Origin of the sequence: Desulfopila aestuarii DSM 18488, from assembly GCF_900143695.1 — a bacterium.
GTDB lineage: Bacteria > Desulfobacterota > Desulfobulbia > Desulfobulbales > Desulfocapsaceae > Desulfopila > Desulfopila aestuarii.
Map to the genome: position 1 here is coordinate 68,977 of NZ_FRFE01000020.1, position 25,407 is coordinate 94,383.

At 49.5% G+C, this 25,407-nt stretch carries 30 protein-coding genes; all 30 read left to right on the top strand.

Annotated features, from left to right (window positions below; genetic code table 11):
- Nucleotides 1-4: 4 nt before the first annotated feature.
- The 30 genes from BUF15_RS17820 (at nt 5) to BUF15_RS17965 (ending at nt 25,333) form a co-directional block, all read left to right on the top strand.
- Entirely contained in the window at nt 5-715 is a 711-nt protein-coding gene (locus BUF15_RS17820; RefSeq protein WP_073615065.1) for a flagellar hook assembly protein FlgD, read from the top strand.
- Between the two features lie 178 nt (nt 716-893).
- Nucleotides 894-2,189: a flagellar hook protein FlgE gene (locus tag BUF15_RS17825; protein ID WP_073615066.1), complete on the top strand. Its 1,296-nt coding sequence runs from the start codon at nt 894-896 to the stop codon at nt 2,187-2,189.
- Between the two features lie 298 nt (nt 2,190-2,487).
- The gene (locus tag BUF15_RS17830) at nt 2,488-3,252 is read left to right on the top strand and encodes a motility protein A (RefSeq protein WP_073615108.1); all 765 of its coding nucleotides are present in this window, start codon (nt 2,488-2,490) and stop codon (nt 3,250-3,252) included.
- Nucleotides 3,253-3,267: 15 nt separating this feature from the next.
- A complete protein-coding gene (locus BUF15_RS17835; protein WP_073615067.1) occupies nt 3,268-4,053 on the top strand; it encodes an OmpA/MotB family protein in 786 nt (261 codons plus the stop codon).
- 44 nt (nt 4,054-4,097) lie between these two features.
- The gene (locus BUF15_RS17840; RefSeq protein ID WP_073615068.1) at nt 4,098-4,613 is read left to right on the top strand and encodes a flagellar basal body-associated FliL family protein; all 516 of its coding nucleotides are present in this window, start codon (nt 4,098-4,100) and stop codon (nt 4,611-4,613) included.
- Between the two features lie 22 nt (nt 4,614-4,635).
- Nucleotides 4,636-5,628, top strand: a complete 993-nt coding sequence (locus tag BUF15_RS17845) for a flagellar motor switch protein FliM (RefSeq protein ID WP_073615069.1) — start codon at nt 4,636-4,638, stop codon at nt 5,626-5,628.
- A gap of 1 nt (nt 5,629) precedes the next feature.
- Nucleotides 5,630-6,004: a flagellar motor switch protein FliN gene (fliN, locus tag BUF15_RS17850; RefSeq protein ID WP_073615070.1), complete on the top strand. Its 375-nt coding sequence runs from the start codon at nt 5,630-5,632 to the stop codon at nt 6,002-6,004.
- Between the two features lie 3 nt (nt 6,005-6,007).
- Complete coding sequence (gene fliO / locus BUF15_RS17855; protein WP_084554160.1) at nt 6,008-6,409, top strand: flagellar biosynthetic protein FliO; 402 nt, start codon at nt 6,008-6,010, stop codon at nt 6,407-6,409.
- A complete protein-coding gene (gene fliP, locus BUF15_RS17860) occupies nt 6,406-7,185 on the top strand; it encodes a flagellar type III secretion system pore protein FliP (protein ID WP_073615071.1) in 780 nt (259 codons plus the stop codon). Before fliO ends, fliP begins: the two co-directional genes overlap by 4 nt.
- 29 nt (nt 7,186-7,214) lie before the next feature.
- Nucleotides 7,215-7,478, top strand: a complete 264-nt coding sequence (gene fliQ / locus BUF15_RS17865) for a flagellar biosynthesis protein FliQ (RefSeq protein ID WP_073615072.1) — start codon at nt 7,215-7,217, stop codon at nt 7,476-7,478.
- A gap of 9 nt (nt 7,479-7,487) precedes the next feature.
- Nucleotides 7,488-8,270 (top strand): flagellar biosynthetic protein FliR, encoded by a 783-nt coding sequence (fliR, locus tag BUF15_RS17870; protein WP_073615073.1) that lies wholly within the window; start codon nt 7,488-7,490, stop codon nt 8,268-8,270.
- A 134-nt stretch (nt 8,271-8,404) separates the two neighbouring features.
- Nucleotides 8,405-9,469, top strand: a complete 1,065-nt coding sequence (gene flhB / locus BUF15_RS17875; protein ID WP_073615074.1) for a flagellar biosynthesis protein FlhB — start codon at nt 8,405-8,407, stop codon at nt 9,467-9,469.
- Nucleotides 9,470-9,516: 47 nt separating this feature from the next.
- On the top strand, nt 9,517-11,619 hold the full coding sequence (flhA, locus tag BUF15_RS17880; protein ID WP_073615075.1) for a flagellar biosynthesis protein FlhA: 2,103 nt from the start codon (nt 9,517-9,519) through the stop codon (nt 11,617-11,619).
- Nucleotides 11,609-12,970, top strand: coding sequence for a flagellar biosynthesis GTPase FlhF (gene flhF, locus BUF15_RS17885; RefSeq protein WP_073615076.1), 1,362 nt, complete (start codon nt 11,609-11,611; stop codon nt 12,968-12,970). Before flhA ends, flhF begins: the two co-directional genes overlap by 11 nt.
- Complete coding sequence (locus tag BUF15_RS17890) at nt 12,963-13,871, top strand: MinD/ParA family protein (RefSeq protein WP_073615077.1); 909 nt, start codon at nt 12,963-12,965, stop codon at nt 13,869-13,871. Before flhF ends, BUF15_RS17890 begins: the two co-directional genes overlap by 8 nt.
- A 2-nt stretch (nt 13,872-13,873) precedes the next feature.
- Entirely contained in the window at nt 13,874-14,605 is a 732-nt protein-coding gene (locus BUF15_RS17895) for a FliA/WhiG family RNA polymerase sigma factor (RefSeq protein WP_073615078.1), read from the top strand.
- Between the two features lie 89 nt (nt 14,606-14,694).
- Nucleotides 14,695-15,141: a hypothetical protein gene (locus BUF15_RS17900; protein ID WP_073615079.1), complete on the top strand. Its 447-nt coding sequence runs from the start codon at nt 14,695-14,697 to the stop codon at nt 15,139-15,141.
- Nucleotides 15,142-15,237: 96 nt separating this feature from the next.
- Nucleotides 15,238-15,987, top strand: coding sequence for a flagellar basal-body rod protein FlgF (flgF, locus tag BUF15_RS17905; RefSeq protein WP_073615080.1), 750 nt, complete (start codon nt 15,238-15,240; stop codon nt 15,985-15,987).
- A gap of 80 nt (nt 15,988-16,067) precedes the next feature.
- Complete coding sequence (gene flgG, locus BUF15_RS17910; protein ID WP_073615081.1) at nt 16,068-16,853, top strand: flagellar basal-body rod protein FlgG; 786 nt, start codon at nt 16,068-16,070, stop codon at nt 16,851-16,853.
- A gap of 13 nt (nt 16,854-16,866) precedes the next feature.
- Nucleotides 16,867-17,811, top strand: a complete 945-nt coding sequence (flgA, locus tag BUF15_RS17915; RefSeq protein ID WP_073615082.1) for a flagellar basal body P-ring formation chaperone FlgA — start codon at nt 16,867-16,869, stop codon at nt 17,809-17,811.
- A gap of 1 nt (nt 17,812) precedes the next feature.
- Nucleotides 17,813-18,493 carry a flagellar basal body L-ring protein FlgH gene (locus tag BUF15_RS17920; protein WP_073615083.1) on the top strand — a complete coding sequence of 227 codons (681 nt, stop codon included), beginning with the start codon at nt 17,813-17,815 and terminating at the stop codon, nt 18,491-18,493.
- Between the two features lie 45 nt (nt 18,494-18,538).
- Nucleotides 18,539-19,666: a flagellar basal body P-ring protein FlgI gene (locus BUF15_RS17925; RefSeq protein ID WP_073615110.1), complete on the top strand. Its 1,128-nt coding sequence runs from the start codon at nt 18,539-18,541 to the stop codon at nt 19,664-19,666.
- Nucleotides 19,667-19,678: 12 nt separating this feature from the next.
- Nucleotides 19,679-19,996 (top strand): rod-binding protein, encoded by a 318-nt coding sequence (locus BUF15_RS17930; protein ID WP_073615084.1) that lies wholly within the window; start codon nt 19,679-19,681, stop codon nt 19,994-19,996.
- 212 nt (nt 19,997-20,208) lie between these two features.
- The gene (locus tag BUF15_RS17935) at nt 20,209-20,799 is read left to right on the top strand and encodes a hypothetical protein (RefSeq protein ID WP_073615085.1); all 591 of its coding nucleotides are present in this window, start codon (nt 20,209-20,211) and stop codon (nt 20,797-20,799) included.
- A gap of 17 nt (nt 20,800-20,816) precedes the next feature.
- On the top strand, nt 20,817-21,104 hold the full coding sequence (flgM, locus tag BUF15_RS17940) for a flagellar biosynthesis anti-sigma factor FlgM (RefSeq protein WP_073615086.1): 288 nt from the start codon (nt 20,817-20,819) through the stop codon (nt 21,102-21,104).
- A 4-nt stretch (nt 21,105-21,108) separates the two neighbouring features.
- The gene (locus tag BUF15_RS17945) at nt 21,109-21,462 is read left to right on the top strand and encodes a flagellar protein FlgN (protein ID WP_073615087.1); all 354 of its coding nucleotides are present in this window, start codon (nt 21,109-21,111) and stop codon (nt 21,460-21,462) included.
- Nucleotide 21,463: 1 nt separating this feature from the next.
- A complete protein-coding gene (gene flgK, locus BUF15_RS17950) occupies nt 21,464-22,888 on the top strand; it encodes a flagellar hook-associated protein FlgK (RefSeq protein ID WP_073615088.1) in 1,425 nt (474 codons plus the stop codon).
- A 52-nt stretch (nt 22,889-22,940) separates the two neighbouring features.
- On the top strand, nt 22,941-24,560 hold the full coding sequence (flgL, locus tag BUF15_RS27790; protein WP_073615089.1) for a flagellar hook-associated protein FlgL: 1,620 nt from the start codon (nt 22,941-22,943) through the stop codon (nt 24,558-24,560).
- Between the two features lie 114 nt (nt 24,561-24,674).
- Nucleotides 24,675-24,917, top strand: a complete 243-nt coding sequence (gene csrA, locus BUF15_RS17960) for a carbon storage regulator CsrA (protein WP_073615090.1) — start codon at nt 24,675-24,677, stop codon at nt 24,915-24,917.
- The gene (locus BUF15_RS17965) at nt 24,914-25,333 is read left to right on the top strand and encodes a flagellar assembly protein FliW (RefSeq protein WP_073615091.1); all 420 of its coding nucleotides are present in this window, start codon (nt 24,914-24,916) and stop codon (nt 25,331-25,333) included. The genes csrA and BUF15_RS17965 overlap by 4 nt, the downstream gene beginning before the upstream one ends.
- Nucleotides 25,334-25,407: the final 74 nt, after the last annotated feature.

The following is a 25,407-nucleotide window of genomic DNA, read 5'->3' on the forward strand; positions in this document are numbered from 1 at the left end:
TCTTATGACCAGCGCTCTCGACGCACTATTTCCATCTTCACCGACAAAGAGTTCCGCCAGCACATCCAAAGAGGACAAATCCATCCTTGGCAAAGAGGATTTTCTCTCGCTACTGGTCGCCCAGATGAAAAATCAGGACCCTCTAAACCCAGACGACCCGACCCAGTTCACAGCCCAACTAGCCCAGTTCAGCCAGCTAGAGCAGTTATTTAACCTCAATGGCAGTATGGAAAATCTTGTATCCTCCTTCCAGAACAGTGACAAACTTACTGCCCTTAATACTATCGGTAAAGAAGTCGCATTCAAATCAGATGTCCTCACCTTTAACGGCCAACCTGTAACGCTTGGCTACAGTCTTGATGAAGAGGCTACTGATGTTTCTATCGCACTCCAAAAAGACGGTGCAACGGTAGCGGTATTAAAGGGTGAAGAGCTGAATATGGGTACACATTACATTACATGGGATGGGCTTAATTCCAAAGGTGATGCAGCAGGGCCAGGGAATTACACCATACTGATTAAAGCAAAAAATACCCAGGGTGAAAATATGTCTGTCGAATCCATTGTTCGGTCAATCGTCACGGGTGCAGATCTTGATGGAACGACCGGGGGGACATTATTGACCGGTTCGGGAAATGTATCTTTCAATACCATTTTTGGGGTTTTTGACCCCACAAGCAAGATTGATCAAGAGATTGCAGATGAAAATGGTTGAAATGATTAAATATGAAAACACTTTCATCCGATATATAGAATAACAAATACGACCAAGAGCGAAACAGCAATTGTTGCCGAAACATCTACGGTGCAGAACTAGTAAGTCGCCGCACAAATCACCAAATCATGCTGCCAGGCTGGTCATGAAAAGCAAAAGGGATTCGAAGGAGTAAACAATGGGTATATCAAGTGCATTATTCAGTGGCGTCAGTGGTCTCAACACCAATGCCCAGGCGATGACTGTCATCGGTAACAATCTGGCAAACACCAATACCATTGGGTTCAAAGGATCTCGGACCATTTTTGCCGATCTTCTGTCCGCTTCTATCAGTGGTTCTGGTGGCGAATCTCAGGTCGGGCGCGGCGTAGGGCTTTCCAGCGTAGATGGCAACTTTGCCCAAGGGACTTTTGAATCAACCGAGTCATCACTTGATTTAGCCATTGAAGGTAAAGGATTCTTCATGCTCACACAAGAAGGTGATGAAACGGTATATTATTCCAGAGCAGGGTCCTTCCGCTTTGACCGAGACGGCTATCTTACCAACCCAGAAGGGTATAATGTTCTAGGCCTCCCATACAATCCCGATGGGACCCTTACACCTGGAGTTCCTGGCGTGATTCAGATAAATAATCTTGGAATGGCTCCTGGTGAACCAACCGCTGAAGTTTCATTCACAACCAACCTCGATGCTTCTGTAGTGATTCCGGCCGTCCCAATTCCTTTTGACTATACCGACCCGGACACGTTTGATTATTCGACAACAGTCGAGATATACGATACTCTTGGCACATCCCATCTCATGACAACGTATTACAAGAAAACAGGTGGGCCTGAGGTAGTTCCTGGAGACCCGAATGTCTGGAGCGTGTATTGGACAGCCGAGGATGCTAGGGGTACACCAATTGGCTCAGTCGGCGTTGGACCTGCTCCTGCAGGAACACTCACCTTCGACGGGAACGGTGATCTGGTCACCATACCTTCGACGATTACCATTCCCGGAGCTTCACTCGACTGGTTAAACGGCAGCACTGCTCAGGACATTAATATCACCTTCAATACCACTCAATACAACTCCGAATCGTCGGTCATATCCAAAGAACAAGATGGTTTCGGCCCTGGTGCCTTGACAGGAGTAAACGTAGATGAGGCGGGCGCGGTTATTGCTACGTATGCCAACGGAAAGAATATTTATCTTGCAAACATTACCCTTGGAGCTTTTAATAATCCTGGCTCTCTTAAGCTTGCCGGTAGCAACCTTTTCCTCGCTTCTCCCGAATCTGGTGTTGCCAGGGTAGGTTTACCTGGAGAAGAGCTTGGTAATGTTTTTACAAACTCCCTTGAACAGTCCAACGTTGATATGGGACTTGAATTCGTAAGAATGATTACCGTTCAACGTGGTTTCCAAGCAAACTCCAAAATCATCACCACAATTGACGAACTAATGAACGAGTTGATCAATCTGAAACGCTAACGTGTCAACATTTTGACACTCGCTTTGCCACTACAAGGCTGAATCCAATTGGATTCAGCCTTTTTTTATATCCTGCCTTTCTTTTGCGATACATTATCATTAATAACCTGCTTACCATCCAATTTCTTCTCATGGAATATTTTTTGCATTCTTGAGTTTTCACAAGCAAAGGTCTATGATTGTCGTGAGTATCAGACTGAAAGCATTTGTATATCCTGATGTTCTGTTGGCATGTTGGGACTGCAATCATAACAATGAGAACCACAAAGGTCTCTATTTTTACTTAGAGGAGTGTTATTTGGACCTTTCAACTATAATCGGCATTGGTGCAGCCTTCGGGCTTATGATCATGGCGATCCTTCAGGGCGGGCCGCTCTCTATTTTCTTCGACGTCCCTTCTGCAATGATCGTTATCGGTGGCACTATCGGCGTAGCTTTTGTTCATTACCCCTTCAGCGAGGTTTTCGGTGCCGTCAGCGTGGCCAAAAAAACCCTACTCCACAAAGAATCGTCGATCAACAATATGATCGTCCAGTTGATGGAATTCGCCAACAAAGCCAGGAAAGAGGGTATACTCTCCCTGCAGGGTGCCATGGAAAGTGTTGAGGATTCATTTCTCATCAAGGCCATGCAGATGGCAGTTGACGGCCAGGAACCGGAAACCCTGAGAGACATGCTCTCTACCGAAATTGAGTATATCGAACTCCGCCATGAAAAAGGTGCTGAGATTTTTCTTTCTCTTGCGGCTTACGCCCCAGCCATGGGTATGATCGGCACCCTGATCGGTCTTGTCCAGATGCTCCAGACCATGGATGATCCGTCATCCATCGGACCTGCCATGGCTGTCGCTCTCCTCACCACCTTTTACGGTGCAGTTCTAGCTAATATCATTTTCACACCGATGTCAGGTAAACTAAAACTCCGCTCCCAATCGGAAGTGCTGCAAAAAACCCTTATTATCGAAGGAATGCAATCCATCCTCTCGGGTGAGAACCCGAGAATTATGGAACAAAAACTCCATTCATTCATCGCTCCGAAGATGCGTGAATCGATGTTCAAGTAGCAAGGAGACCAGATCATGGCAGAAGAACAGGCTCCTCAGGAACAAAAAAAAGAAAAGAAAAAGAGTTGTCCCGCCGGTGCACCAATGTGGATGGTCACCTATTCCGACATGGTGACCCTGCTGCTCACCTTCTTTGTATTGCTCTTATCGATGGCAAGCATGGACCCGGTCAGGTTTACCCAAGCCTCCAACTCTTTGCAAGATGCCTTCGGTATGCATAAACAGCCATCCCAACTAGAGTTCACCTTGCCCATCCTGCCTTCGCCACCGCAAACAAAATTCACCCCGGTCCAACAGGAGATGACAACCAAGATTCATGAACGCCTTAAGGCGCAGCTTGAGATGAAAAACATGAATGATGATGTCGACGTGGTCCAGAAAGACAGCGATACCATTATTCTGCGGGTAAATGAATCGCTGCTGTTTAAACCAGGTCAGTCACAGGTTCCTCCGACCGCGTATCCTCTCCTCAGAAACATTGCAGACATTATTCGCCCTTTGCCGATGAAGCTTCTCGTAGAAGGTCACACTGACGATGTGAAAGTTTCCCAAAATCCTATCGGCAATTGGGATCTTTCCATGGCCCGTGCCGTCTCGGTCATGCGCTTTTTCAAGCAGGGAGACTTGCTTGACATGGAACGCATTTCTGCTATCGGTTTTGGTCCTGATCAGCCGCTTGTTCCCAATCGCGATGAAGCGAGCAGGGCCAAAAACCGGCGTGTTGACTTTGTCCTTCGACTCGACAGGCTACCGGACGATACAAAGCAGGGTTCAACAAGAAACACTCATGTGCCGCTCTGATGAGTGGTTATCACCAGCACATTTAATTTAGCATCAGGACTGTCATGGCTGAGAAAAAGGCGACGAAAAAAGAAGGGGCAGAAGGCGGCGGCAAAAAAAAGATGATTATCATCATCGTTGCTGCGCTCGTCCTACTGCTCGCACTTGGTGGGGGTGCCGCATTCTACTTTATGAAGAAGAAACAGGCAGAGGAAGATGAGAAAAATAAAGACCCAGGCCTCGAGGTACCCGTACCTGAGCTGAATCCTGCCGCCACCATCGGCCCCATGGTCGATATCAATGAGTTCATCGTCAACATCATAAGCGACGATGCCAACCACTATGTTAAGGCAAAACTGACCATTGAACTTACCAACGAACTAGTCAAGGACGAAATGAACCAACGTATGCCGCAGATTCGCGATTCCATCCTGTTGCTGGTTGGCAATAAAACCTACGAGGAACTACAAGATCTGCAGGGAAAAAAACAACTCAAAGCCGAGTTGACCAGCAAGATCAACTCGATTCTGCAAACAGGAAAAGTCAAGGCAATATATTTTACCGATTTCGTCGTCCAATAAGTCATTTACGTCAAGGTGTCCTTTGGAGCCCATTCTCTCAAAACAACAAATTGCCGACCTGCTCGCCGCTATCAAAGCGGGCAAGGTTCCGCTTGACCTGGATGAAGATTATCGCGATGACCATTTTCTCGCCTGCACTCCGATCAATCTTTTCCAGATGGCCCAGCGGAAGGATGAACAAACCCGCATACCAAACTTTGACATTATCCTTGATAATTTTTGCCGCAACTACTCAATATCACTCACAAACCAGCTCCAAAGGACTTTCACTTTAACTCGCATCTCAATGGAGAACTGCGAATACCAGGAGTATCTCGCCAAACGCAAGGTTCCAGGAGCCATCGGCATGTTGAATATGTCACCGCTCCAGCATAACTCGCTGCTTGTTTTTGATCGGCAACTCTCCTACTCCATGATCGAAGTCATGCTAGGCGCATCCACCGAACTTGATCCATTGCAGCTTGATCGTCCACTCACTACCATTGAGCTGTCGATTTTGAAAACCGCAATGCGCGATGCCTGTGTTGATATTGACAAATCCTTCAAATCTCTGATCGATCTTCACTCAACTCTGGTGAAAATTGAAAACACCACCAGACTCGTCTCTATCACGGAACCGGAATCCGAGGTACTGGTGGGTACCTTTCACCTGAAAGTTGACGATCTCTCCGGCGAGATCGATCTCGTCTTCCCGGCCATGACGCTCGATCCGCTTCGCGATAAACTTCGCGAGCTGCTCATGGTTGACGTTACCACCCGGGACACCTGGAAGGAGTCGCTTGAGAATGCCATCAAATATACCACTGTCGATATCGTCGCCCAATCCGGCTCGGTTACGTTGACAATTGACAAGATTCTTCGACTGAATGAAGGCGATATCATTCAGTTGGATTACGATCCCAACTCGCCGCTCAAAATTCTTATTGAGGATCAATTAAAATTCAATGCCATACCCGGAACAATTAATGGCAGAAAAGCCATCAGTATAACCGGCGTCGCCCAAGAAGGAATGTAATATGGATTCACACAATCACAGCAATAGTGCTCGACCAGCCCCAGAGGAATTAAAAGAGCTCCTTGATAATGAGGACATGACCAGCGGCAGGGCGGGAGCACAGGATCGCGATCGTTCGAGATCTCTCGACTTTCTCTATGACGTCCCCCTCCAGGTCTCAGTAGAAGTTGGCAGAAGCCGCATTCTCCTGCGTGATCTTTTGCGAATGGGCGAAGGGTATGTCATAGAGCTTGATAAAATGGCTGGTGAACCACTCGATCTTTATGTTAATTCCCGCCTCATTGCCCGAGGTGAAGCCGTCATGGTTGGCGAAAAATTCGGCATCCGTCTCACCGAGGTGATCTCCACAACTGATCGCATCGAAAAGCTTGGATAAAACATGAACCGGCCATATTCACATATCCAGATTATTGCCGCCTGCGTGCTTGCCCTCGCGCCCGCCGCCAGCGCTCAAGCCGCGGTAGCTGCCACAAGTGATATCACTGCTTATTTTCGGGTCATGTGGGGGCTCCTAATAGTCCTAGCCATCATGCTTGTTCTCTTTGCTTTTTTAAAAAAAAGATTTTCCATTATCAACCCTCGCAGCACCAAGGCCATTAGGGTATTGGAAATACAACCACTGATGCCAAAAAAATCGATCTGCCTCATCGAAGTTCGAGGAAAAGAGTATTTGCTTGGCATTGCCAACGAATCGATAACCCTTCTTGCAGACATGAACAACAGCAACAAAAGCTCATTCCAGGACATACTGGACGATTCCCACAATGGGCAGCAGCCATGAAACACCGTGCTTTTTCAGCAACCGGCCGCGTCACCTTTCCGGCTATCCTTACCGCTTGCATCCTGTTGTTGCTACCAACAATTGGCGCTGCCATTACCCTACCGACAGTTAACCTGGGACTGACCCAAGCCGAATCCCCTCAGCAGGTCTCGACAGCACTGCAGATCCTTCTCATTATCACCATTATCTCTGTCGCCCCCAGTATCATCCTGATGACCACATGTTTTACCCGGATCGTCATTGTCCTCGGCTTTTTACGCCAAGCCATGGGCACTCAGAACATGCCGCCCACCCAGATTATCCTCGGTCTATCACTGTTTCTCTCCTTTTTCGTAATGTCACCAACCCTTTCCCAAATCAACGACACTGCATTGCAGCCGTATATGGCAGAGCAAATCAGCCAGGGCGAGGCGCTGGATAAAGCTATTATCCCCTTAAGGACATTCATGTTCAGCCAGGTGCGAGAATCAGAACTGGGCCTCATGACAGAACTCACCCTCGACGGTGAACCAGCCAACGAAGATGACATCCCCACAATGACCCTCATCCCTGCTTTCATGCTCTCAGAGCTGAAGCTCGCGTTCCAGATGGGCTTTATGATTTATATCCCATTTCTGGTCATTGACATGATCGTCGCCTCCATCCTTATGTCCATGGGCATGATGATGCTGCCACCGGTCATTATTTCCATGCCGTTCAAGCTGCTCTTGTTCGTGCTCGTTGACGGCTGGAACCTGATCGTCGGCTCGCTGATCAAGAGCTTCAACATTTTTTGACACAACTTTTTTGCTTGAAGGAGGAGAACATGACTCCGGACTTGGCTATCAATATCTGCCGTAAGGCAATCCAGACAATTCTCATGATCTCGGCTCCCATGCTGTTGGCCGGCCTTCTAATCGGTCTTCTCGTCTCCACCTTTCAGGCGGCAACCCAGATTAACGAGCAAACATTGTCCTTTATCCCGAAAATAGTCGCGGTCTTTTTGACCTTACTTTTCTTCGGGCCCTGGATAATCCATATCATGACCACTTTCACCATCGGTCTCTTTGAGACCATGATTACCCTTTAGCAGCAGGTTGTGGATCTCCAGCTTATCCCGATAGAGCAGGTCCAGGCCTTCCTTGTAGTCCTTGCCAGGATTGCAGGATTTATCGGGGCCATCCCTATTTTTTCTTCAGGTCAGTCACCAGTAAGGGTTCGCGTCGCCCTGGCATTTACTGTGGCAATGGTACTTTTTCCAATAATGTCACAGAAATTGCCCCCGATCAGCTTTATGCCGCTCCCCTTCATGATTTTTCTCATTAACGAGTCCCTTTTAGGAGCAATGATTGGACTCGTCGCCAGACTCATATTCACAGCAGTGGAATATGGCGCTACGGTCATTGGCTATCAGATGGGTTTTGCCGCCGCCAACGTTTTTGATCCAACCGGAGAGAGGCAAATCGCCTTGGTCTCCCAGTTTCAAAACGTCTTTGCCATTCTTATTTTCCTGGCAATAGATGGTCATCACCTCTTTTTCCGACTGGCGGTAAGGTCTTATGAATTGCTGCCTCCCGGCGACCTCAATCTCAGCGGAGATGCAGTACCTTTTTTAATGGAACTCGCCTCCCGCATGTTTGCCCTTGGTGTCCAATTCAGCGCTCCCGTCCTCATTCTCCTCCTCCTATCAGGTCTGATACTTGGCGTTCTCGCCCGGGTATTTCCTCAGCTCAATGTTTTTCTCCTCTCCTTTCCACTCAATATCGCCACAGCTTTTATTGTCATCGCTTTGACACTTGAGCTTGCAGCGGCCCTTTTGAGTCGGGAATTTGACACGCTTGGTGAAACCCTTGTCACGCTTATGAACTACCTGGCACAATAAATATCCTCCAGCTTTTCCTTCCTGGCTTCCGGCCTGCAATTTGCAACATATTTCGTTGCAGTAGATCCAGAAGATAACCAGAACCACCTTACCGACCCACTTGGTCGCAACAGCTGCAGGCAGGAGCCAACTCCATGGCTGAAGAGGCCCCCACAGGCGGAGAACGCACGGAAGCCCCATCGTCGAAACGACGGGAGGATTTTCGCAAGAAAGGCCAGGTCGCCCAGAGCAAAGAGGTACAGACTGCGACGCTCTTTACCATCGTGTTGTTGTTCTGGATCTTCTATATGCCTGTATTCTGGCGTGGAATAAATGATCTACTCACCTCGTTTTTCCAAGGAATTGGCAATTTCCAGTCTACCGACACCCAGACCATTGCCCTTTTCTGGTTTATTATTCAGAAATCCGCTCTGCTGCTGGCACCACTGTTTCTTCTTGTCTTAATCATCGGATTCTTCTCTTCCTTTTTCCAGATCGGCTGGCTCTTTACCACCCAGCCACTCGTACCAGATTTTTCCAAACTTGATCCAATCAAAGGTTTTGGACGTTTTTTTTCACGTCGATCCCTTATTGAAGTCCTGAAATCCATGGCCAAAGTCGCTCTCATCGCCTGGGTGGGCTATTCAACAGTCTTGGGAAAATTCGGCGAAGCCTTGTTGCTTGCTGACACAACGGTCGGGGCCACGGTCTCTTTTCTAGCCGAAACAGCAGCACTTATTCTCGCTAAAATCTGCGCTGTCCTGATCTTTATTGCCTTTCTCGACTTTCTCTTTGTCCGCTGGGAGATGGAAGAAAAAATGAAGATGACCAAACAGGAACTGAAAGAAGAATACAAGGAGATGGAAGGCGACCCTCACATCAAGGCACAGATCAGGCAAATTCAGCAGGAGATGGCACGAAAAAGGATGATGGCCGAGGTTCCCAAAGCAGACGTGATTGTTACCAACCCTACGCACATTTCTGTTGCCATTCGCTATTCTGCAGACGAAATGGATGCACCAATGATCATCGCCAAAGGCTCTGATATTGTTGCCATGAAAATCCGCGAAATCGCCCGTGAACACGAGATCCCCATCATTGAAAATCCGCCCGTGGCGCGGTTATTGCATAAGCTTGAATTAAATTCATTTGTTCCTGAGAACCTGTTCAAGGCTGTAGCTGAAATTCTAGCCCATGTCTATTCACTGAAACAGCGATGAACAATCTCAACATTATCTGATCAACACTAAACGACCAATACGAAGAGATGGAATTAGCAGAAGCACGTGACATATTCAGCAGGATAAAGATCCAGGATCTGGCGGCACGCAGCGATGTTATTGCTGCGATAGGTCTGATATCGATCCTGATGATCATGATCATCCCCCTGCCCTCTATCATTCTCGACATTTTTCTGGCCACAAACATCACTATTGGCCTACTCATTCTGATCATTAGTCTTTATGCGGTAAAAGCGGTGGAGTTCTCGATTTTCCCGTCGATCCTCCTCACGACTACCCTCTTTCGCCTCGCATTGAACGTCGCCTCAACCCGACTCATTCTCCTCCACGGTGATGAAGGACCTTCAGCAGCCGGCTCGGTCATCCAGTCGTTCGGCCAGTTCGTGGTCGGCGGCAATTACGTAGTCGGCATCGTTATCTTCGCCATTCTCGTCCTTATCAACTTCATGGTCATCACCAAAGGTGCCGGCCGTGTCGCTGAGGTTGCCGCCCGTTTCACCCTTGATGCCATGCCCGGCAAGCAAATGGCCATCGACGCAGACCTTAACGCCGGCCTGATTGATGAGGGAGAAGCACGTCGCAGACGAGAGGAAATTGCCGCTGAATCAGCTTTCCATGGTGCTATGGACGGTGCATCGAAATTCGTCAAAGGCGATGCTATTGCCGGCATCATCATCACCCTCATCAATATTGGTGCGGGTTTCATTATCGGGGTACTGCAAAAAGGCATGCCCATGGCAGAAGCCGCTCAGACCTATACCATCCTTACCGTCGGCGACGGTCTTGTTGGCCAGATCCCGGCGCTGATCATTTCCACTGCCGCCGGTATGCTTGTTACCCGCTCAACGGGCGACAAGGATTTCGGCAGCGACATAAAAGAACAGTTCAGCCGAAACTCGGTTGCCATCTGGGTTGCAGCCTTTATTGCTCTTGCTTTTGCACTCATCCCTGGGCTACCATTTTTCCCATTTTTGTTGATGGCAATATCGCTTTCCTTTTTGGCTTTCACTCTCGACAAGAAAGAGAGAATTGCCGAAATCAAGGAACGAGAAGAGATTCCACCAGAAGCTCCTATAGCAAAACGGGAAGAAAATTATGAGGAGATGCTCCATGTCGACCTGCTGCAGCTTGAAGTAGGCTACGGTCTCATTCCTTTTGTCGACTCCTCCCAGGATGGTGAGCTGTTGACTCGAATCCAGTCAATCCGTAAGCAGTTTGCAATCAATAATGGCTTCATTGTGCCTCCGGTGCACATCAAGGACAACCTGCAGCTCTCGCCAAACCATTACACCTTTTCTTTAAAAGGTGTCGTCGTCGCCGAAGCCGAAATCCTTCCAGGCCACTTCATGGCTATGGATCCCGGTATGGTCACTGAGACCATCAAAGGCATCGCTACCACAGAACCGGCTTTTGGACTACCCGCTATCTGGATCACCGCCGATAAAAAAGATCGCGCCCAACTGGCGGGCTATACCGTGGTAGACTGCACGACCGTTATGGCTACCCATATCAGCGAGGTGATCAAACAACATGCCCACGAACTGATCGGCAGACAGGAAGTACAGGGCCTGCTCGACAGTCTGTCCAAGCATTATCCGAAACTCGTGGAAGAACTGGTGCCGACGGTCCTTTCCCTTGGTACCATCATGCGGGTCATTCAGAATCTTTTGAAAGAGGGTGTCTCCATTCGCGATCTTCGGACGATCCTTGAAACAATGGCTGACTGGGCCCAGGCGACCCAGGACACAGACGTCCTCACCGAATATGTCCGTCATGCCCTGGCCCGTACCATCAGCTCTCAGCTGGCTATAGACGGCATTATCCCTCTTATCACGTTGGCTAAAGAGGTGGAAGACGCAATCCAGACCTCGATCCAGCATCGGGAAACCGGCAGCTACCTGGCCATCAATCCGCATACTGCCCAAAAGATCCTCGACTCGATTGGCCAGGCGATCCCCTTGTTTGAAGGGGGCAGTAGACCTACACTGTTGGCAGCCCCCCAGATTCGTCCGCATGTTCGCAGTCTGACCGAAAGGTATTACCCAGCACTGGCGGTGATTTCACATAACGAAATCACTCCTAACCTTAAAGTACGATCACTCGGAACGGTAACGCTTAATGCAAGTTAGAGTATTTGAATCACCAGATATGGCTTCCGGCTTAAAGCTTGTCCGTAAAGAGCTTGGCCCAGACGCGCTGATCCTCTCGACCCGTACGGTGCGCAATGGCAAGCTCGGCCTTCTCGGGAAGCCGACCATCGAGATCACCGCCGCCATCGACACCAATTGGCCCAGGGAAGAGAACACTACTATTCAGGAACCTGCCGCAGCAGGCAGGCCCACCTCGCCATCTCGTATCTTTGGCCGTACAGGCTCAAAGAAAAAGCGTATCAACACAACGGTAGGTGGAGATGATATCCAACTGGACTATTCCGGGAATGAAACATCGGACGATCTCAACAGCAAAGAAGCACGGCAACTGCTGACCATGTCCCCAACACCAAAGCGTAGCTCCCAGTCAACAGCCGATACCGCACTTCGTAATGAAGTCGATGAATTAAAAGGCTTAGTGCAACAGCTCGCAGCCCAACTTGCAGATAAGCCGGCCTACAATGAGGGCGAGGAGCAAGGCCAGGACACTTTCAATTCTGCCCTAAGAGATCGTTTAAGCCAGATGAAACCGGTGCGCGATCCGGTCTCTGAGCTTTTACACCGCCATGGCATTGAAGGTGAACCAGCGAGAACCATCGCCGCTGTTGCAGCTGAACAGCTTACGCAGGATGACCTCAAAGACAAGGGAAAAATACGACGTTTTGCTCTTCGGGCCATTGAAAGCCTGGTCGAGGTCAGACCGCCGGCTTTTCAGAAAACCAAAGCCCAGTCCAGAATCGCCCTTATTGGCCCGACCGGTGTCGGCAAAACCACTACCCTGGCCAAGTTAGCTGCTCATTATCTCGGCAACCACTCCAACTCGGTGGCAATGATTACCATCGATACGTATCGGATAGCCGCGGTGGAGCAGTTGAAAGTCTATGGCGAAATCATGCACTTGCCGGTAGACGTGGTAATCAGCCCTGACCAGCTTGAAGAGGCAATTACACGCCACTCCGACAAATCACTCATTCTCATCGATACTGCAGGCCGCAGTCCGCGTGACACCCTCTGTATCGAGGAGCTGACCTCTTTTCTCCGGCCTCATCTTGAAATAGAAAAACACCTTGTTCTTTCTGCCGCCACGCGAGAAAATGAACTGCTGGACACCATCCATCACTTTGAAAAAGTTGGTATCGACAAGACCATTTTCACAAAGGTTGATGAGTGCATGAGAACCGGAGTCATCCTGAACGTTCAACTGCAGCACCAAGCGCCGCTTTCCTATATCACTAATGGTCAGCGGGTACCTGAAGATTTGCTGCAGATTACAAAACGCTCGGTTGCGGAACTCATAATGTCCCATCATGAAGGAATTGCGCATGACTAATACAAGCTACATGGCTGCCGATCAGGCAAAAACCCTGCGAGCCCTGAATTCACAACAGAATGAGACGGGTCTATTGACAGGATCAGATCGGGTCACCTGCGTCTATTCGGTGACCAGCGGCAAGGGTGGCGTAGGCAAGACCGCTGTCACCGCCAACCTCGCTTATTCCCTGGCAAAACTCGGCAAGAAGGTGCTGATCCTTGACGCTGACCTTGGACTGGCCAACATTGATGTGGTTTTCGGCCTGACCCCAACGTACAATCTCAACCATTTTTTTTCAGGTGACCAGGAGCTTGATGCCATTTTGGTCGAGGGCCCAATGGGTATCAAAATTCTCCCGGCAGGCTCAGGCATCCAGAACTTTATACGCCTCGACTCCCATCAAAAAATGCGGTTGCTCGACGGGCTCGACTCGATGCACAACAGCTTTGACTACGTCCTGATCGACACCGAAGCCGGCATCTCTGAAAACGTCACCTATTTCAACACGGCAGCCCAGGAAATTCTGCTGGTTACCACTCCAGAACCAACCGCCATTACCGACGCTTACGCTCTCATGAAGTTGCTTTCCACAAAATATCACGAGCGACACTTCAACCTTGTTGTCAATCAGATCCAGAATGAGGATGAGGCCCTCGACGTTTTTCGAAAACTCACTATGGTATCCAACAGGTATCTCGACATCTCCATCGATTATCTGGGCTCTGTCCCTGAAGACCGACAGATGATTGATTCCATACGAAAACAACGGGTAATCATCGATCTCTACCCTCATTCCAAGATCACCGCCGCCTTTGCCCAGATTGCCGGCAGGATCTGCATGGAACCGGCCCACACCGAGCCCAAAGGTAATCTGCAGTTTTTCTGGAATAAGCTCCTTAATTTCGGCAGCAAAGGATAACAATGCTCTACAACCAGCCTCCTATGGTCGATGACCGCTCCAGACTCATCCAGGAGAATCTTTACCTCGTCGACATCCTTGTCGGGCGCATGGTTACACAGGTACCATCCTTTATGAACAAGGATGACATGCGAAGCGCCGGCATGGTCGGTCTGCTCGACGCAGCCAACAAATTCGACGCTTCAAAAAATATCATGTTCAAGACCTTTGCCGAGCATCGCATTCGTGGCGCCATCCTTGACGAGATGCGAAAACTCGATTGGTTCTCCAGATCATTGCGCGACAAACATAATCGTATCGCCCGCACCATCCATGACCTTGAACTGCGACTCGGCCGAGACCCCGAAGAGGAGGAAATTGCCGCGGCTATGGAAATGAGCCTCCACCAGTACCAGTTGATGCTTGGCGAGGTGAGCCACCTTGGTTGTGTGAGCCTCAACGAAACCCTTGATCACTCAGACGAGGGACAGTCGTTTCTCGATTCGCTCACCGAAGACAAGGTAGGCATGCAGCCTGGGCACAGGCTCGAGGCCACTGAACTGACCCAGGTTATCGCCCAGGTTCTCGAGCAACTCTCCGAGAAGGAACGATTGGTAATCTCACTCTATTATTACGAGGAGCTAACCCAGAAAGAAATTGCCGACATCCTCGAACTCTCGGAAGGCAGAGTCTCGCAACTTCACAGTCAGGCCCTTATTAAACTGAAGACCAAAGTTCAGTCCCGTCTCGACTGAACGTGTCAATTCACTGAACACTCAGGCCGCCATGGTCTTATCGATGCAGGGAATAATACCCCCGCCAAACGAGATACCAACCATTGAACATGGACAACGATTCATTCGCCATCATCATCGCCCTCCTGGCGTTATTCCTCACCTGCCTCGCCTTTGGCCTGTCCGTTTACTATCGTCGTAAAGCCGCAACGTTATCCCGTAAACTTTCTGTTGCCTTAGAGAAACTCGCCGTAGCTCATGCCGAGTTACAGGACTTGGACCAACGTTATCAAGAAACCGTTGAATTCCAGAAGAATCTGAGCGAGGCTGAGCTCACCACTCGTTTGCAGCAGCCACGACTTTCCGCACAGCATGTCCTGGGCCAGGTCAATGCGCCAGAGCGCTACCTCTATGTCCGCTCGCTTGCCCAGAATGGTATGGATGCCAAAGAGATTGCCTCCATCCTTTCCATCTCCACCCAAGAGGCTGAGCAACTGGTCAACCTCTCCAGGCTCGCTCAGGTGCCAGCAAATAACACCAATAGTCTTGAATTGTGATTTTCCTCTGTTTTTCATTAAGAAAACAGCCCTTACAACCGATACATCACCAGAGCAGAGAAAAATCTTTTTTCCCCATCAGCCAGGATCAAAACTATGGTATCCGGAAAATACAGCGCACTGGCAGGAGCTATCTCCAGAGAACAGTCAATCGCTAACATCAGCGCCAATCTGGCAAATGTTAACACCTCAGGTTATCGACGAACTTCTGTCAGCTTTGAGTCGCTTCTCCGCGGAGAACAACAAACGCAGAAAGCAAAAGGCATCAATTACAGTCGGGTTAAGCAAAATGTCACCGATTTTGAACAAGGTGCAATGCGTGAAACCGGCAATCCCTTCCATGTGGCTATTAAAGGCGACGGTTTTTTTAAAATTGAAGGACCTGACGGCCCTCTTTACACCCGCCGTGGCGATTTCACCGTCGATCAGGAAGGCGTGCTACGTACCAGTTCCGGCCTGGCGGTACTCGATGACGCCAATGGCCAAATTACTGTCCCCGATACTGACACCTCCAAACTGGTCGTCTACGAGGATGGCACGGTCTCTACCATTACCCCTGATGGAATCGCCACCGAAGCTGGTCGCCTGGCAATAGTCGATGTTGATGACCGTTCTCTATTGCAAAGAGAAGATAATACTGGCTTCTCACTTCAACCTGGGGGGACGGAGATCGCCTTGGACAATCCGCAGGTTGACCAGGGTTTTCTTGAACTTTCCAATGTCAACATGACAACAGAGATGACCCGAATGATCGACAGCATGAGAACGTTCGAGACCTATCATAAAGTACTTGAAAGCTATTCGACGCTTGGCCAGCAGCAAGATGAACTGGGCACAATCGGCTAAACAGGATAATCAGCGATCCTGAAAATAGATCATCCCGGTTATCACCTGCCCGATAACTTTTACCAACAGGAAGACGCCACATGATTCGTTCACTCTGGACCGGCACCACCGGTATGAACGCCCAGCAGCTCAATATCGACGTCATCGCCAACAATCTCGCGAACGTCTCAACCACTGGTTTCAAGAAAAGCAATACCGACTTCCAGGATCTTCTTTACCAGGCAATGAAGGTACCAGGCAGCCAAACCTCACCTGATACGCAGTCACCCACAGGTATCATGATTGGCCTCGGAGTCAAACCTGCCGCCGTGACAAAAATTTTCACTCAGGGAGATATCATCCAGACAGAAAACGAACTCGATGTAGCCATTGAAGGAGATGGTTTTTTTCAGGTCGAACTTCCCGACGGCAACACTGCCTACACTCGCGCCGGCGCATTTAAACGTGACAGCGACGGTCGCATTACCAATTCCGATGGCTATCCGATACTGCCGGCAATCACTATCCCCGACGGTGCTCAGAGAATTTCCATCGGGGATACCGGTATTGTTACTGCCGTAATCGGCAGTGATACCGAAGCTACCGAACTCGGCACCTTCGAGCTTGCCCGATTTACCAATAACGGTGGACTTTCGGCTGTAGGAAAAAACCTCTTTGAAGAGACCGGATCCTCCGGTACCGCCGACATCGGCACACCCGGCACAGATGGTTTTGGCACCCTGCTCCAGACCTACTTAGAAGGTTCAAACGTCAACATCGTCGAGGAACTGGCGCTCATGATCACCACTCAACGAGCCTATGAGATCAACTCGAAGACCATCCAGACCTCTGATGAAATGATGCAGACCACCAATAACCTGAAATAATTATAGAATTATCATGTTCAGAATATCTCTCATCATCCTGCTACTTGCTGTCTGCGCCGACGCGTACGGGCTCACCGTTTCGCTCAACGGATCAGCCGAGGTTGCAGAGGCCACTGTCACGCTCGGTGATATAGCCACCTTTGATGAAGATACAGATTTGAGCAGAGCCCTGGCCAGTCAGCCAGTCGGCCAGGCCCCCTCGCCAGGCCAGGAAATCACCCTGCAGGCCTCTTCGATAATTAAAAACCTGGTTAACGGTCTTGACCAGTACGCACCGGTACAATGGCAAGGTGCGACGGATATCAAGGTGACAAGAAGCGCCACCGTTGTCAGCTCCGCCGATGTCTTGAAAATTATCGATACGTTCATTCATGAAAACACCAGAGAATTTGCGCAGGCGAAGATCAGGTTTATTCCTTCAGCCCAACCGCTGCCATTTTCCCTACCGTCAGGCAAGCTGACCTGGCAAGTAGTCCCTTCTGACCCACAAATCATTGGAAGCTCCCGCTTCTCGGTCATTTTCAGTGTTGACGGCCGGGTCAGAAAAAACATGTCGGTTCGAGGTCAGCTGGAGGTCCTCGCCCAGATTGTCGTGCTAAAGGGTGATGTCAGAAAAGGCACCATACTTGGCCCTCAACATCTGGCTATGACTGTGCAGGACATCAGCGAATTGCAAGATCCAATTCTTAACCCCAGGGAAGTTCTGGGCAAACGACTTCTTGTTTCCCTCCAATCAGGCAAGCCTCTTGCAAAGCATCAGGTTGAGTTTCCGCCAATGGTCAAGAAGGGGGAGCTTGTACGTATCATTCTGCAGCGCGGCGATCTGTACCTGACAGCCACCGGTATAGCCAGAAATAACGGAATAGCCAACGAAACAATTCGTGTCCAAAATATCGCATCAAAAAAAATGATCTACTGCCGGGTTGCCGCCCCGGGAGTCGTGGAGGTCGCACTCTGATATGAGAAATGTACTTTTTGCCATGCTGCTCTTGTTGCTCGCTTCTTGTGCCCGCCAACAAACCAGTATCGTTGATATCCCGGAACCGCTCGAAGACAGCAAAACACCGGAACAGAGCCACCGCACTCCAGGCTCCCTCTGGACCAGCGAGTCCACATCGATGTTTTCCGACCAGAAGGCAAGAAATGTCGGTGACATCGTCACCATCATCATCAGTGAGAGTTCGAGCGCCTCCAAACAAGCAACGACCTCCACCGGCCGTGATACAGAAATCAGCGCGGGTATCCCTAATCTGTTTGGTTTGGAGAATTCCAGTTTTATCACCGACTCGAATCTTGACCTCAACAATATCGTGACAGGCAACTTTTCAGACACTTTCGACGGCACTGGAACAACCACCAGAAAAGGCAACCTGACAGCATCACTCACAACCCAGGTCATCGAGCGTTATCCCAATGGCAACCTCAAGATTCGTGGCGGCAAGGAAGTGATGGTGAATAACGAAGTTCAGATAATCTATCTTACCGGTATTATCAGAACAGTAGACATTACAGCGGCAAACACTATCCCTTCATCGAAAGTGCTCAACGCAAGAATCACCTACACCGGCCAAGGGGCCATTGCCGACAAACAGAAACCAGGCTGGCTCATGCGCACCCTTGATAACGTCTGGCCTTTCTGACATTGTGAGTCCATCATGAACACAAAAAACAAACAGCCAGAGCATATGAAACGCCCCACCTTTTATGGAGTCCTACTTGTAGCAGTTTGGCTCACCATTTTCATGGCTGCAGATTGTATGGCTGTACGGGTGAAGGATATCGCTTCTTTACAGGGGGTTCGTAATAACCAACTCCTGGGTTATGGTCTCGTCACGGGCCTCAACGGCACCGGCGATGACATGAAAAAATCACGTTTCACCCTGCAGTCGGTCTACAACATGATTGTCAGAAACGGCGTCACTATCAGCCCAGACAATATTAACGATATCAAATTGAAAAACATCGCAGCAGTTATGGTCACCGCCCAACTTACGCCATTTGCCCGGCCGGGTTCAACCATTGATGTCCTTGTATCCTCCATTGGCGACGCCAAAAGCCTCGCTGGCGGCACATTGCTCATGACACCTCTCCATGGGGCTGACAATCAGGTCTATGCTGTAGCCCAGGGACCGCTTGCCATTGGTGCATTTTCTTTTGGCGGCAAAGCTGCGCAGGCGCAGAAAAACCATCCCAACGCCGGAACCATCCCCGGTGGCGCAATTGTAGAATCAACTGTACCTGTCGCCCTTGGCGAAAACGGTCAACTCGTCTATCAGCTCAGTAATGCTGATTTTACCACTGCCAATAATATGGCCGAAGTCATCAACGCCAATTTTGGTCCGGAAACTGCTTTCCCGCTGGATTCCGGTGCAGTGCGAATCAACATCCCCACACAATTGCAAGACAATACCGTGCAGTTTATCGCTTCGATCGAGAGTCTTGATGTCCAAGCTGACTCCAGGGCCAAGGTGGTTGTCAATGAACGTACCGGTACCATCGTCATGGGCAAAGACGTGCGACTCTCTACTGTTGCCGTCAGCCATGGAAATCTGAGTCTCATTATTAAAGAAAATACTGATGTAGTGCAGCCGAACCCACTCGGGGCAGGCCAGACCGCTGCGACTCCGAATACCAACATCGCTATATCTGAAGAACCGGGACAACTGGTACTCATTGACATGAAAGAGGGAGTAACCATTGGCGAAATCGCCACAGCATTGAATGCAATCGGCGCTACGCCTCGTGATCTGATTGCCATTTTTCAGGCAATCAAGGCCTCGGGCTCCATGAATGGAGAACTTGTTATTTTATAACTGGAAAAACATATGAAAATTGATCCTCGAACAGTTTTAAGTCATTCTCTTAGCCCATCTACACCACAGGAAAAAAAGGCCAAGGACTTGGAGCGATTACGTGAAACTTGCCAGGAATTTGAGTCCATACTGGTGATGGAAATGTACAAATCCATGCGAAAGGCTGTTCCCGAGGGCGGTCTTTTTGAGAAATCGATAGCCAAAGACACATATCAAGAGATGTTTGATATGGAGGTTGCACGTCAGACCGCCAGTGGCTCCGGCATTGGCATAGCCGAGGCGATGTACCGCCAAATGGCTGATCAGATCGAAAACAAAAAGTATGAATAATACATGAGGACGGATGTGCTTAACACACAGTCCTCAGCCCTCTTTTCCTTTTGCCTGACACATTCGCCCGCCTCCTTCCGCACTTTCTCCCTTTCGTAGTTTTTTTCTAAAGTTCACGTCATAATACTCCGATAAGAGTAATAACAGGAGGCAGATAACATCTCCTTCAGGAACTGCACGGATGCAGATTCAGACAGCACGGAGGCGTCAAAATGATTGAAAATACAGCGATTCAACCTGGGATAAACCCAAGGATCTTTCAACAGTACAAAGCTGAAAGTTATAGCGAATCCAGGCAAAACGAGACGGTGAAGGCAGTTGGAAATTCTTTATCTGTCGATAAAGTCACCCTCTCATATAGCACCGAATCCGTCACCACCTATGACAGTTCAATGACGCTGCAGGTCGTACATAATGACGGGTTTGATCTGCTTCGAGGCCTGGTCATCAACATGTTTAAAGAACAGGGGCTCTCACTGAATATCCCAACCGGCAATACCGAGCCTGGGATGGAAGAAATCAACCTTGAAGAGATAACCCCGCAAGAAGCCGAACAACTTATCGCAGATGACGGCTATTTTGGAGTTGAACAGACTTCCGATCGTATTGTAGATTTCGCCATAGGCATCGCCGGCGGAGATCCCACCAGAATTGATGCAATAAAGGCGGGTATTGATAAGGGATTCAGCGAAGCGAAGCAGGCATTCGGCGACTGGCTCCCAGATATTTCCTACAATACCTATGATAAAGTGATGGAAAAACTTGATGACTGGGTCAACAACACAACGTCAATCCAGGCATAACCTAAGCAGGTGACATTATGAGCGTTGAATTCTTCGGAGTCGGTGGACCAAAACAGATAGGTAGTCTGAAAAAGACGCCAGCGGCCGTAACCGACAAAAAAACTGAAAGCACCTCAGCTGACAAGGTAGAGTTCTCAACTGTTCTGCAGAACGTTAACAAGGCGCAGGGTGCCAAAAGCGCAGCCAGCTCCGAACGTACTGAAAGAATAGCTGAACTGAAAGCCCAAATCGCTGATGGCTCCTACAAGCCAGACTTGGAAAAAGTAGCGTCCTCTCTGGTGGAATTTCTGCTGCAGGGAAAATAACGATATGAATGCCGGAACAACACATGATTATCTCGTTCGCCTACGGGACGTTATTCTCCAGGAGCGAGAGTGTGCCAAACAACTCGACCTGGAAGGAATGGCCTCCGCCACCTACGAGAAAGAGCAACTGCTCCAGGTTCTGGCCCATGTCAAACTTATCGACGACAAGGATAAACCGCTTGCCGCTGAAATTCGTCATGAGAATCGCCGCAACGCCTTTCTATTCAAATCCGCCTTGGGCTGGATTCGCGATACCATGGAATTTTTCGGCCGAAAAACTGTCTCTTCGACCTATTCCGCATCTGCCTATCAGGTAGCCGCACAAGTAAACGGCAGACTTATCTCCGGGAAGGTGTGAGATGGCTGGCCTGCTCGATGCCCTCAATTCAGCCAAAACCTCACTCGAGGTCAATCAGAAATCGATTGAGGTAGTTGGCAACAATATTGCTAACGTCAACACCGAAGGGTATTCCCGGCAGTACACTCAGTTGACCCAATACCCCTCCGTTAACTTCGGTGGTTTTTTTATCGGACAAGGTGTAAAAGTCTCCGACATCCAGCGTGACCACGATGTCTTCATTCAGAACCAGCTGGTCGATAAATCTGCCGACTACGGCTACCAGAATGCCCAGGCTCGCCCGCTCTCCGAGCTTGAGAGGGTCTTTGCAATCACCGATGGAAACCTGGCCACCGATGTGGACAACTTCTTTGATTCATGGCAAGAGCTGTCAGCCAACCCAAGCGATCTCGTATTGCGAGATGTGGTCATCCAGCGCGGGGATATACTCTCCACGAATTTCAACAACACCATCACCGAACTCAATACGGTCCAGGAAAACATCAACGACACCCTGACCTCGAAGGTTGATGACATCAACTCCAAGATCCAGGAAATTGCCGACCTGAACTACCGTATCTTTTCGGTAGAGATTAATGGTCAGTCCGCCAATACCGCTCGAGACCGACGCGAGCTCCTGGCCAGACAACTGGCGGAATCGGTTGGCGCCCAGTCTTTTTCCGATTCACGCGGCATGCTGACTGTCCAGCTGCCCGGAGGATTGCCACTTGTTCAGGGCAGCACCGCGATGTCGCTGGAAACAATCTCATCAGGCGCAGATCTTGATGTCGTACTGCATGCCGGCGGGATTACCCGACCAATAGACCAGAGAAATATCGGTGGTGAGTTTAAAGGGTTAATGTATCTAAGGGACTCATTTATCCCTGGGTTAATTGATGATATCGACCGCCTTGCCTATGAGATCACCACCCAGGTAAATGAGCAGCACGCACTTGGTGCCGGACTCGATTCCATTTCCGGCAGATACTTTTTCGTCGATTCACCGAACAGAACTGCCGCGCCACCAACAGATCCCTGGCATGATGCAGCACGCGCAATGTCAGTGCAGATAACCAGTGCTGAACAGATTGCAGCTTCCCAGGCGCCAACTCCACCTGGCGTTGTTGCACCTGGTGATAACCGGAACGCCCTGTTGCTCGCTGATCTTGACGAGTCCTACCTCATTGCTGGCATTGACAATTTCAATGGCTTTTACGGCAAACTTGTTGCCCGTGTTGGTCTCGAAACCAACCAAAACCAGCTCTCTTTACAGGGAACTGAAGACGCGGTGGTACAACTCGATAACCTGCGAGACGGACTATCCGGCGTATCTCTTGAGGAAGAGATGATTGAACTGATCACCTACCAACGTGGATTTGAGTCCTCAGCCAAATTCCTTACAACCGTCGATGAGTTGATGGATACACTCCTGGCTATCAAGCGATAATCTGCACCATCGATAAGCGATAGTTTGAGAATATCCACAGGAGAGCCCTGCTATGAAAGTTACCGACAACGCCACATTCCGGCTGATGCAGACCAACCTCGACCGGGTCTCCAATAAGCTGCTTGATCTCAGGTATCAGGGCGCAACCGGCCTGAAATTCAACAAAGCTTCCGATGCTCCCGGCTCAATCCGTCCGGTACTGACTACCCGTACCCAGATGAGCCGCACCGATCGCTATCTGGAAACGATGGGAGTCAGTCTCGATAAAATGCAGGCAACCGATGGTCACATGGCTAGCGTGGAAAATATCATGCAACGTGCCAAGGAACTTGCACTCAGCGCGATCAACTCATCTCTCAGCAGCGCAGACCGCCAGACTATTGCCGACGAAATAGCCGAGCTAAAAAACCAGCTCCTCGACTCAGCCAATGCAACAATTGACGGAAAGTACATTTTCTCCGGATTCAAAGAAAACACCATTCCCTTTGTCGAAAATCCAGATTACGACCCAGCTCTTTACGACGAGAACAACGTCAACACCTGGCCCTACCTGTATCAGGGTGATGCCAATCCGACAATGCTGGAGATTACTCCGGGCGAATATGTATCGGTGAATATTACCGGTAACGAACTGTTTATGGGCGTGACCAACGAGCTGGCGGCATCAGGTTATAACCCACCCTACCTCGGAGAAACAGTCACGGCAACGCTCAACCCCGCCACTGCTCCCGGTCCACTCGACCTTACTATCGGTGATGCCCCGCTCGTTAGCTATGTCATCCCTGCCGATACCGACGCCAATTATGCCGCCAATGTGGCCAACGTTATCAACAGCAATCCCACAGGGTTAACGGCGACGGTTAATGCTGCCACAACCGATCTAGGCCCTCTCAACCTGGCTGGCTATAACGGTGGAGATACCTATAGCCTCAGCGTAGATGTCGCCGGTTCCCCCATAAACGTCACGCTTGATGGAGCAACGTATGATTACACACTGCAAGGCCTAGCCAATGCACTTGGCAATACCGTAGGTGCCATCGCAGTTACAACAACCGGTGGTACTCTTGCCAATGGCGTTACTTACGATATTTCGAGCGGATCATTAGTCCTCACCGGGCCAACAACAGGTGAGGAAATATCTCTCACTGAAACCATTTTCGATCCTGACTCAAGCACCAGTGGAGGCATCTCCGGCGGCAACCAAACGGTTTACGGTACAGTCGATATCGCCACCAATACTCGTGAGAATGTGACCATCGACGGCGCAGGCCTGACTGCCCTCGGCCTGACGCCAACCACCCTTGATGGCCACAGTGGTCGAATAGATATTTTCTCTATTCTCACCCGTACCGAAGAGGCAGTCCGAGCCGGCAATTTTGATGACCCAACCGGTCCAGGCGGTTCTATCCAGTCCCAGGTGGACAATCTTGAGACAGCCGCCAACCAGAACCGCCGGGTTCGCAGCCGGCTCGGTGCCAGGGCCGGACGTGTTGAGACGGCTATCTCTAGTCAAGAGGGTGTAAAAGTTGACCTCGAGCAGATTCTCTCCCGCTATCAGGATGCGGATGTCATCGAGACCTTCAATAATATTGTGAAGCAAGAAACGGCTTTTCAGGCAGCCTTAAACGTCACCGCAAAGATTTCCCAAATTTCCATCCTCGACTATTTTTAGTGTGGCAAGCTAACCTTTGACATCTATTGGTGATTTCAATTAGTATAGCAGAACGTAATACGCTATACTCATTGCAGTCACGTTACTTACCACCACTTCGGAACGGAGCACGACATGCTGGTTTTAACCAGAAAACTCGGTGAAGGCATTATCATCGGGGACGATATAACGATCAAAATCATTGAGATGAAGGGGGGATCAGTTCGAATTGGCATTGAAGCCCCCCGTGAAAACAAGATCTATCGCCAGGAAGTTTACGAGAAAATCTGTCAGGAGAACCTTGAAGCCGCGAACTGGAACATGGACGTTCTCGACTCTCTGAGTGACAACCTTCAAGAAAAGACACGGAAGAAATGAAAACAATCAACACCCGTTTTGGCCAAGTCGACTATGATCCGGACAATCTGCTGTATTTCCCAGCAGGCATGATCGGGTTTCCGCAGCTCCATAAGTTCATCGTCATGCCCAATAAAAAAGAGGGGCCGCTTTTCTGGATCCAGAGTGTCGACGATCCGGATATCGCCTTTGTCCTGACAGATCCCTCGAACTTCTTTCTTGATTACATTGTTGTACCTGATGAAACAGAGCGAAAAATATTACAGATCGCCAATGAGGATGAATGTTTTATCCTAACTGTAGTTACGGTTCCACCCGACCAGAATATTACGCTGAACCTTTCAGCTCCTATATTGTTTGCCCCAAACACCAACAGGGCAATACAAGTTATTTTAGATGATCCGAAATATCTGACGAAAACACCTTTGCCGAAATAATACATTTCTCAATACCTTCAAAATGCCGGCGTCCTTCTGTTGGATTCCGGCATTTTTTTTTCATCCCATCATCA

What these genes read in the sequence shown, in the direction of transcription:
- fliQ (WP_073615072.1), top strand. Translation starts at nt 7,215, where the DNA reads ATGACTCCGGACTTGGCTATCAATATCTGCCGTAAGGCAATCCAGACA.
- flhF (WP_073615076.1), top strand. Translation starts at nt 11,609, where the DNA reads ATGCAAGTTAGAGTATTTGAATCACCAGATATGGCTTCCGGCTTAAAG.
- flgG (WP_073615081.1), top strand. Translation starts at nt 16,068, where the DNA reads ATGATTCGTTCACTCTGGACCGGCACCACCGGTATGAACGCCCAGCAG.
- BUF15_RS17965 (WP_073615091.1), top strand. Translation starts at nt 24,914, where the DNA reads ATGAAAACAATCAACACCCGTTTTGGCCAAGTCGACTATGATCCGGAC.
- csrA (WP_073615090.1), top strand. Translation starts at nt 24,675, where the DNA reads ATGCTGGTTTTAACCAGAAAACTCGGTGAAGGCATTATCATCGGGGAC.
- fliP (WP_073615071.1), top strand. Translation starts at nt 6,406, where the DNA reads ATGAAACACCGTGCTTTTTCAGCAACCGGCCGCGTCACCTTTCCGGCT.
- BUF15_RS17945 (WP_073615087.1), top strand. Translation starts at nt 21,109, where the DNA reads ATGAATGCCGGAACAACACATGATTATCTCGTTCGCCTACGGGACGTT.
- BUF15_RS17900 (WP_073615079.1), top strand. Translation starts at nt 14,695, where the DNA reads ATGGACAACGATTCATTCGCCATCATCATCGCCCTCCTGGCGTTATTC.
- BUF15_RS17825 (WP_073615066.1), top strand. Translation starts at nt 894, where the DNA reads ATGGGTATATCAAGTGCATTATTCAGTGGCGTCAGTGGTCTCAACACC.
- flgL (WP_073615089.1), top strand. Translation starts at nt 22,941, where the DNA reads ATGAAAGTTACCGACAACGCCACATTCCGGCTGATGCAGACCAACCTC.
- BUF15_RS17930 (WP_073615084.1), top strand. Translation starts at nt 19,679, where the DNA reads ATGAAAATTGATCCTCGAACAGTTTTAAGTCATTCTCTTAGCCCATCT.
- BUF15_RS17835 (WP_073615067.1), top strand. Translation starts at nt 3,268, where the DNA reads ATGGCAGAAGAACAGGCTCCTCAGGAACAAAAAAAAGAAAAGAAAAAG.
- BUF15_RS17840 (WP_073615068.1), top strand. Translation starts at nt 4,098, where the DNA reads ATGGCTGAGAAAAAGGCGACGAAAAAAGAAGGGGCAGAAGGCGGCGGC.
- BUF15_RS17920 (WP_073615083.1), top strand. Translation starts at nt 17,813, where the DNA reads ATGAGAAATGTACTTTTTGCCATGCTGCTCTTGTTGCTCGCTTCTTGT.
- BUF15_RS17890 (WP_073615077.1), top strand. Translation starts at nt 12,963, where the DNA reads ATGACTAATACAAGCTACATGGCTGCCGATCAGGCAAAAACCCTGCGA.
- BUF15_RS17820 (WP_073615065.1), top strand. Translation starts at nt 5, where the DNA reads ATGACCAGCGCTCTCGACGCACTATTTCCATCTTCACCGACAAAGAGT.
- flhA (WP_073615075.1), top strand. Translation starts at nt 9,517, where the DNA reads ATGGAATTAGCAGAAGCACGTGACATATTCAGCAGGATAAAGATCCAG.
- flgM (WP_073615086.1), top strand. Translation starts at nt 20,817, where the DNA reads ATGAGCGTTGAATTCTTCGGAGTCGGTGGACCAAAACAGATAGGTAGT.
- BUF15_RS17895 (WP_073615078.1), top strand. Translation starts at nt 13,874, where the DNA reads ATGCTCTACAACCAGCCTCCTATGGTCGATGACCGCTCCAGACTCATC.
- flgA (WP_073615082.1), top strand. Translation starts at nt 16,867, where the DNA reads ATGTTCAGAATATCTCTCATCATCCTGCTACTTGCTGTCTGCGCCGAC.
- fliO (WP_084554160.1), top strand. Translation starts at nt 6,008, where the DNA reads ATGAACCGGCCATATTCACATATCCAGATTATTGCCGCCTGCGTGCTT.
- BUF15_RS17935 (WP_073615085.1), top strand. Translation starts at nt 20,209, where the DNA reads ATGATTGAAAATACAGCGATTCAACCTGGGATAAACCCAAGGATCTTT.
- flgK (WP_073615088.1), top strand. Translation starts at nt 21,464, where the DNA reads ATGGCTGGCCTGCTCGATGCCCTCAATTCAGCCAAAACCTCACTCGAG.
- flgF (WP_073615080.1), top strand. Translation starts at nt 15,238, where the DNA reads ATGGTATCCGGAAAATACAGCGCACTGGCAGGAGCTATCTCCAGAGAA.
- fliN (WP_073615070.1), top strand. Translation starts at nt 5,630, where the DNA reads ATGGATTCACACAATCACAGCAATAGTGCTCGACCAGCCCCAGAGGAA.
- flhB (WP_073615074.1), top strand. Translation starts at nt 8,405, where the DNA reads ATGGCTGAAGAGGCCCCCACAGGCGGAGAACGCACGGAAGCCCCATCG.
- BUF15_RS17925 (WP_073615110.1), top strand. Translation starts at nt 18,539, where the DNA reads ATGAAACGCCCCACCTTTTATGGAGTCCTACTTGTAGCAGTTTGGCTC.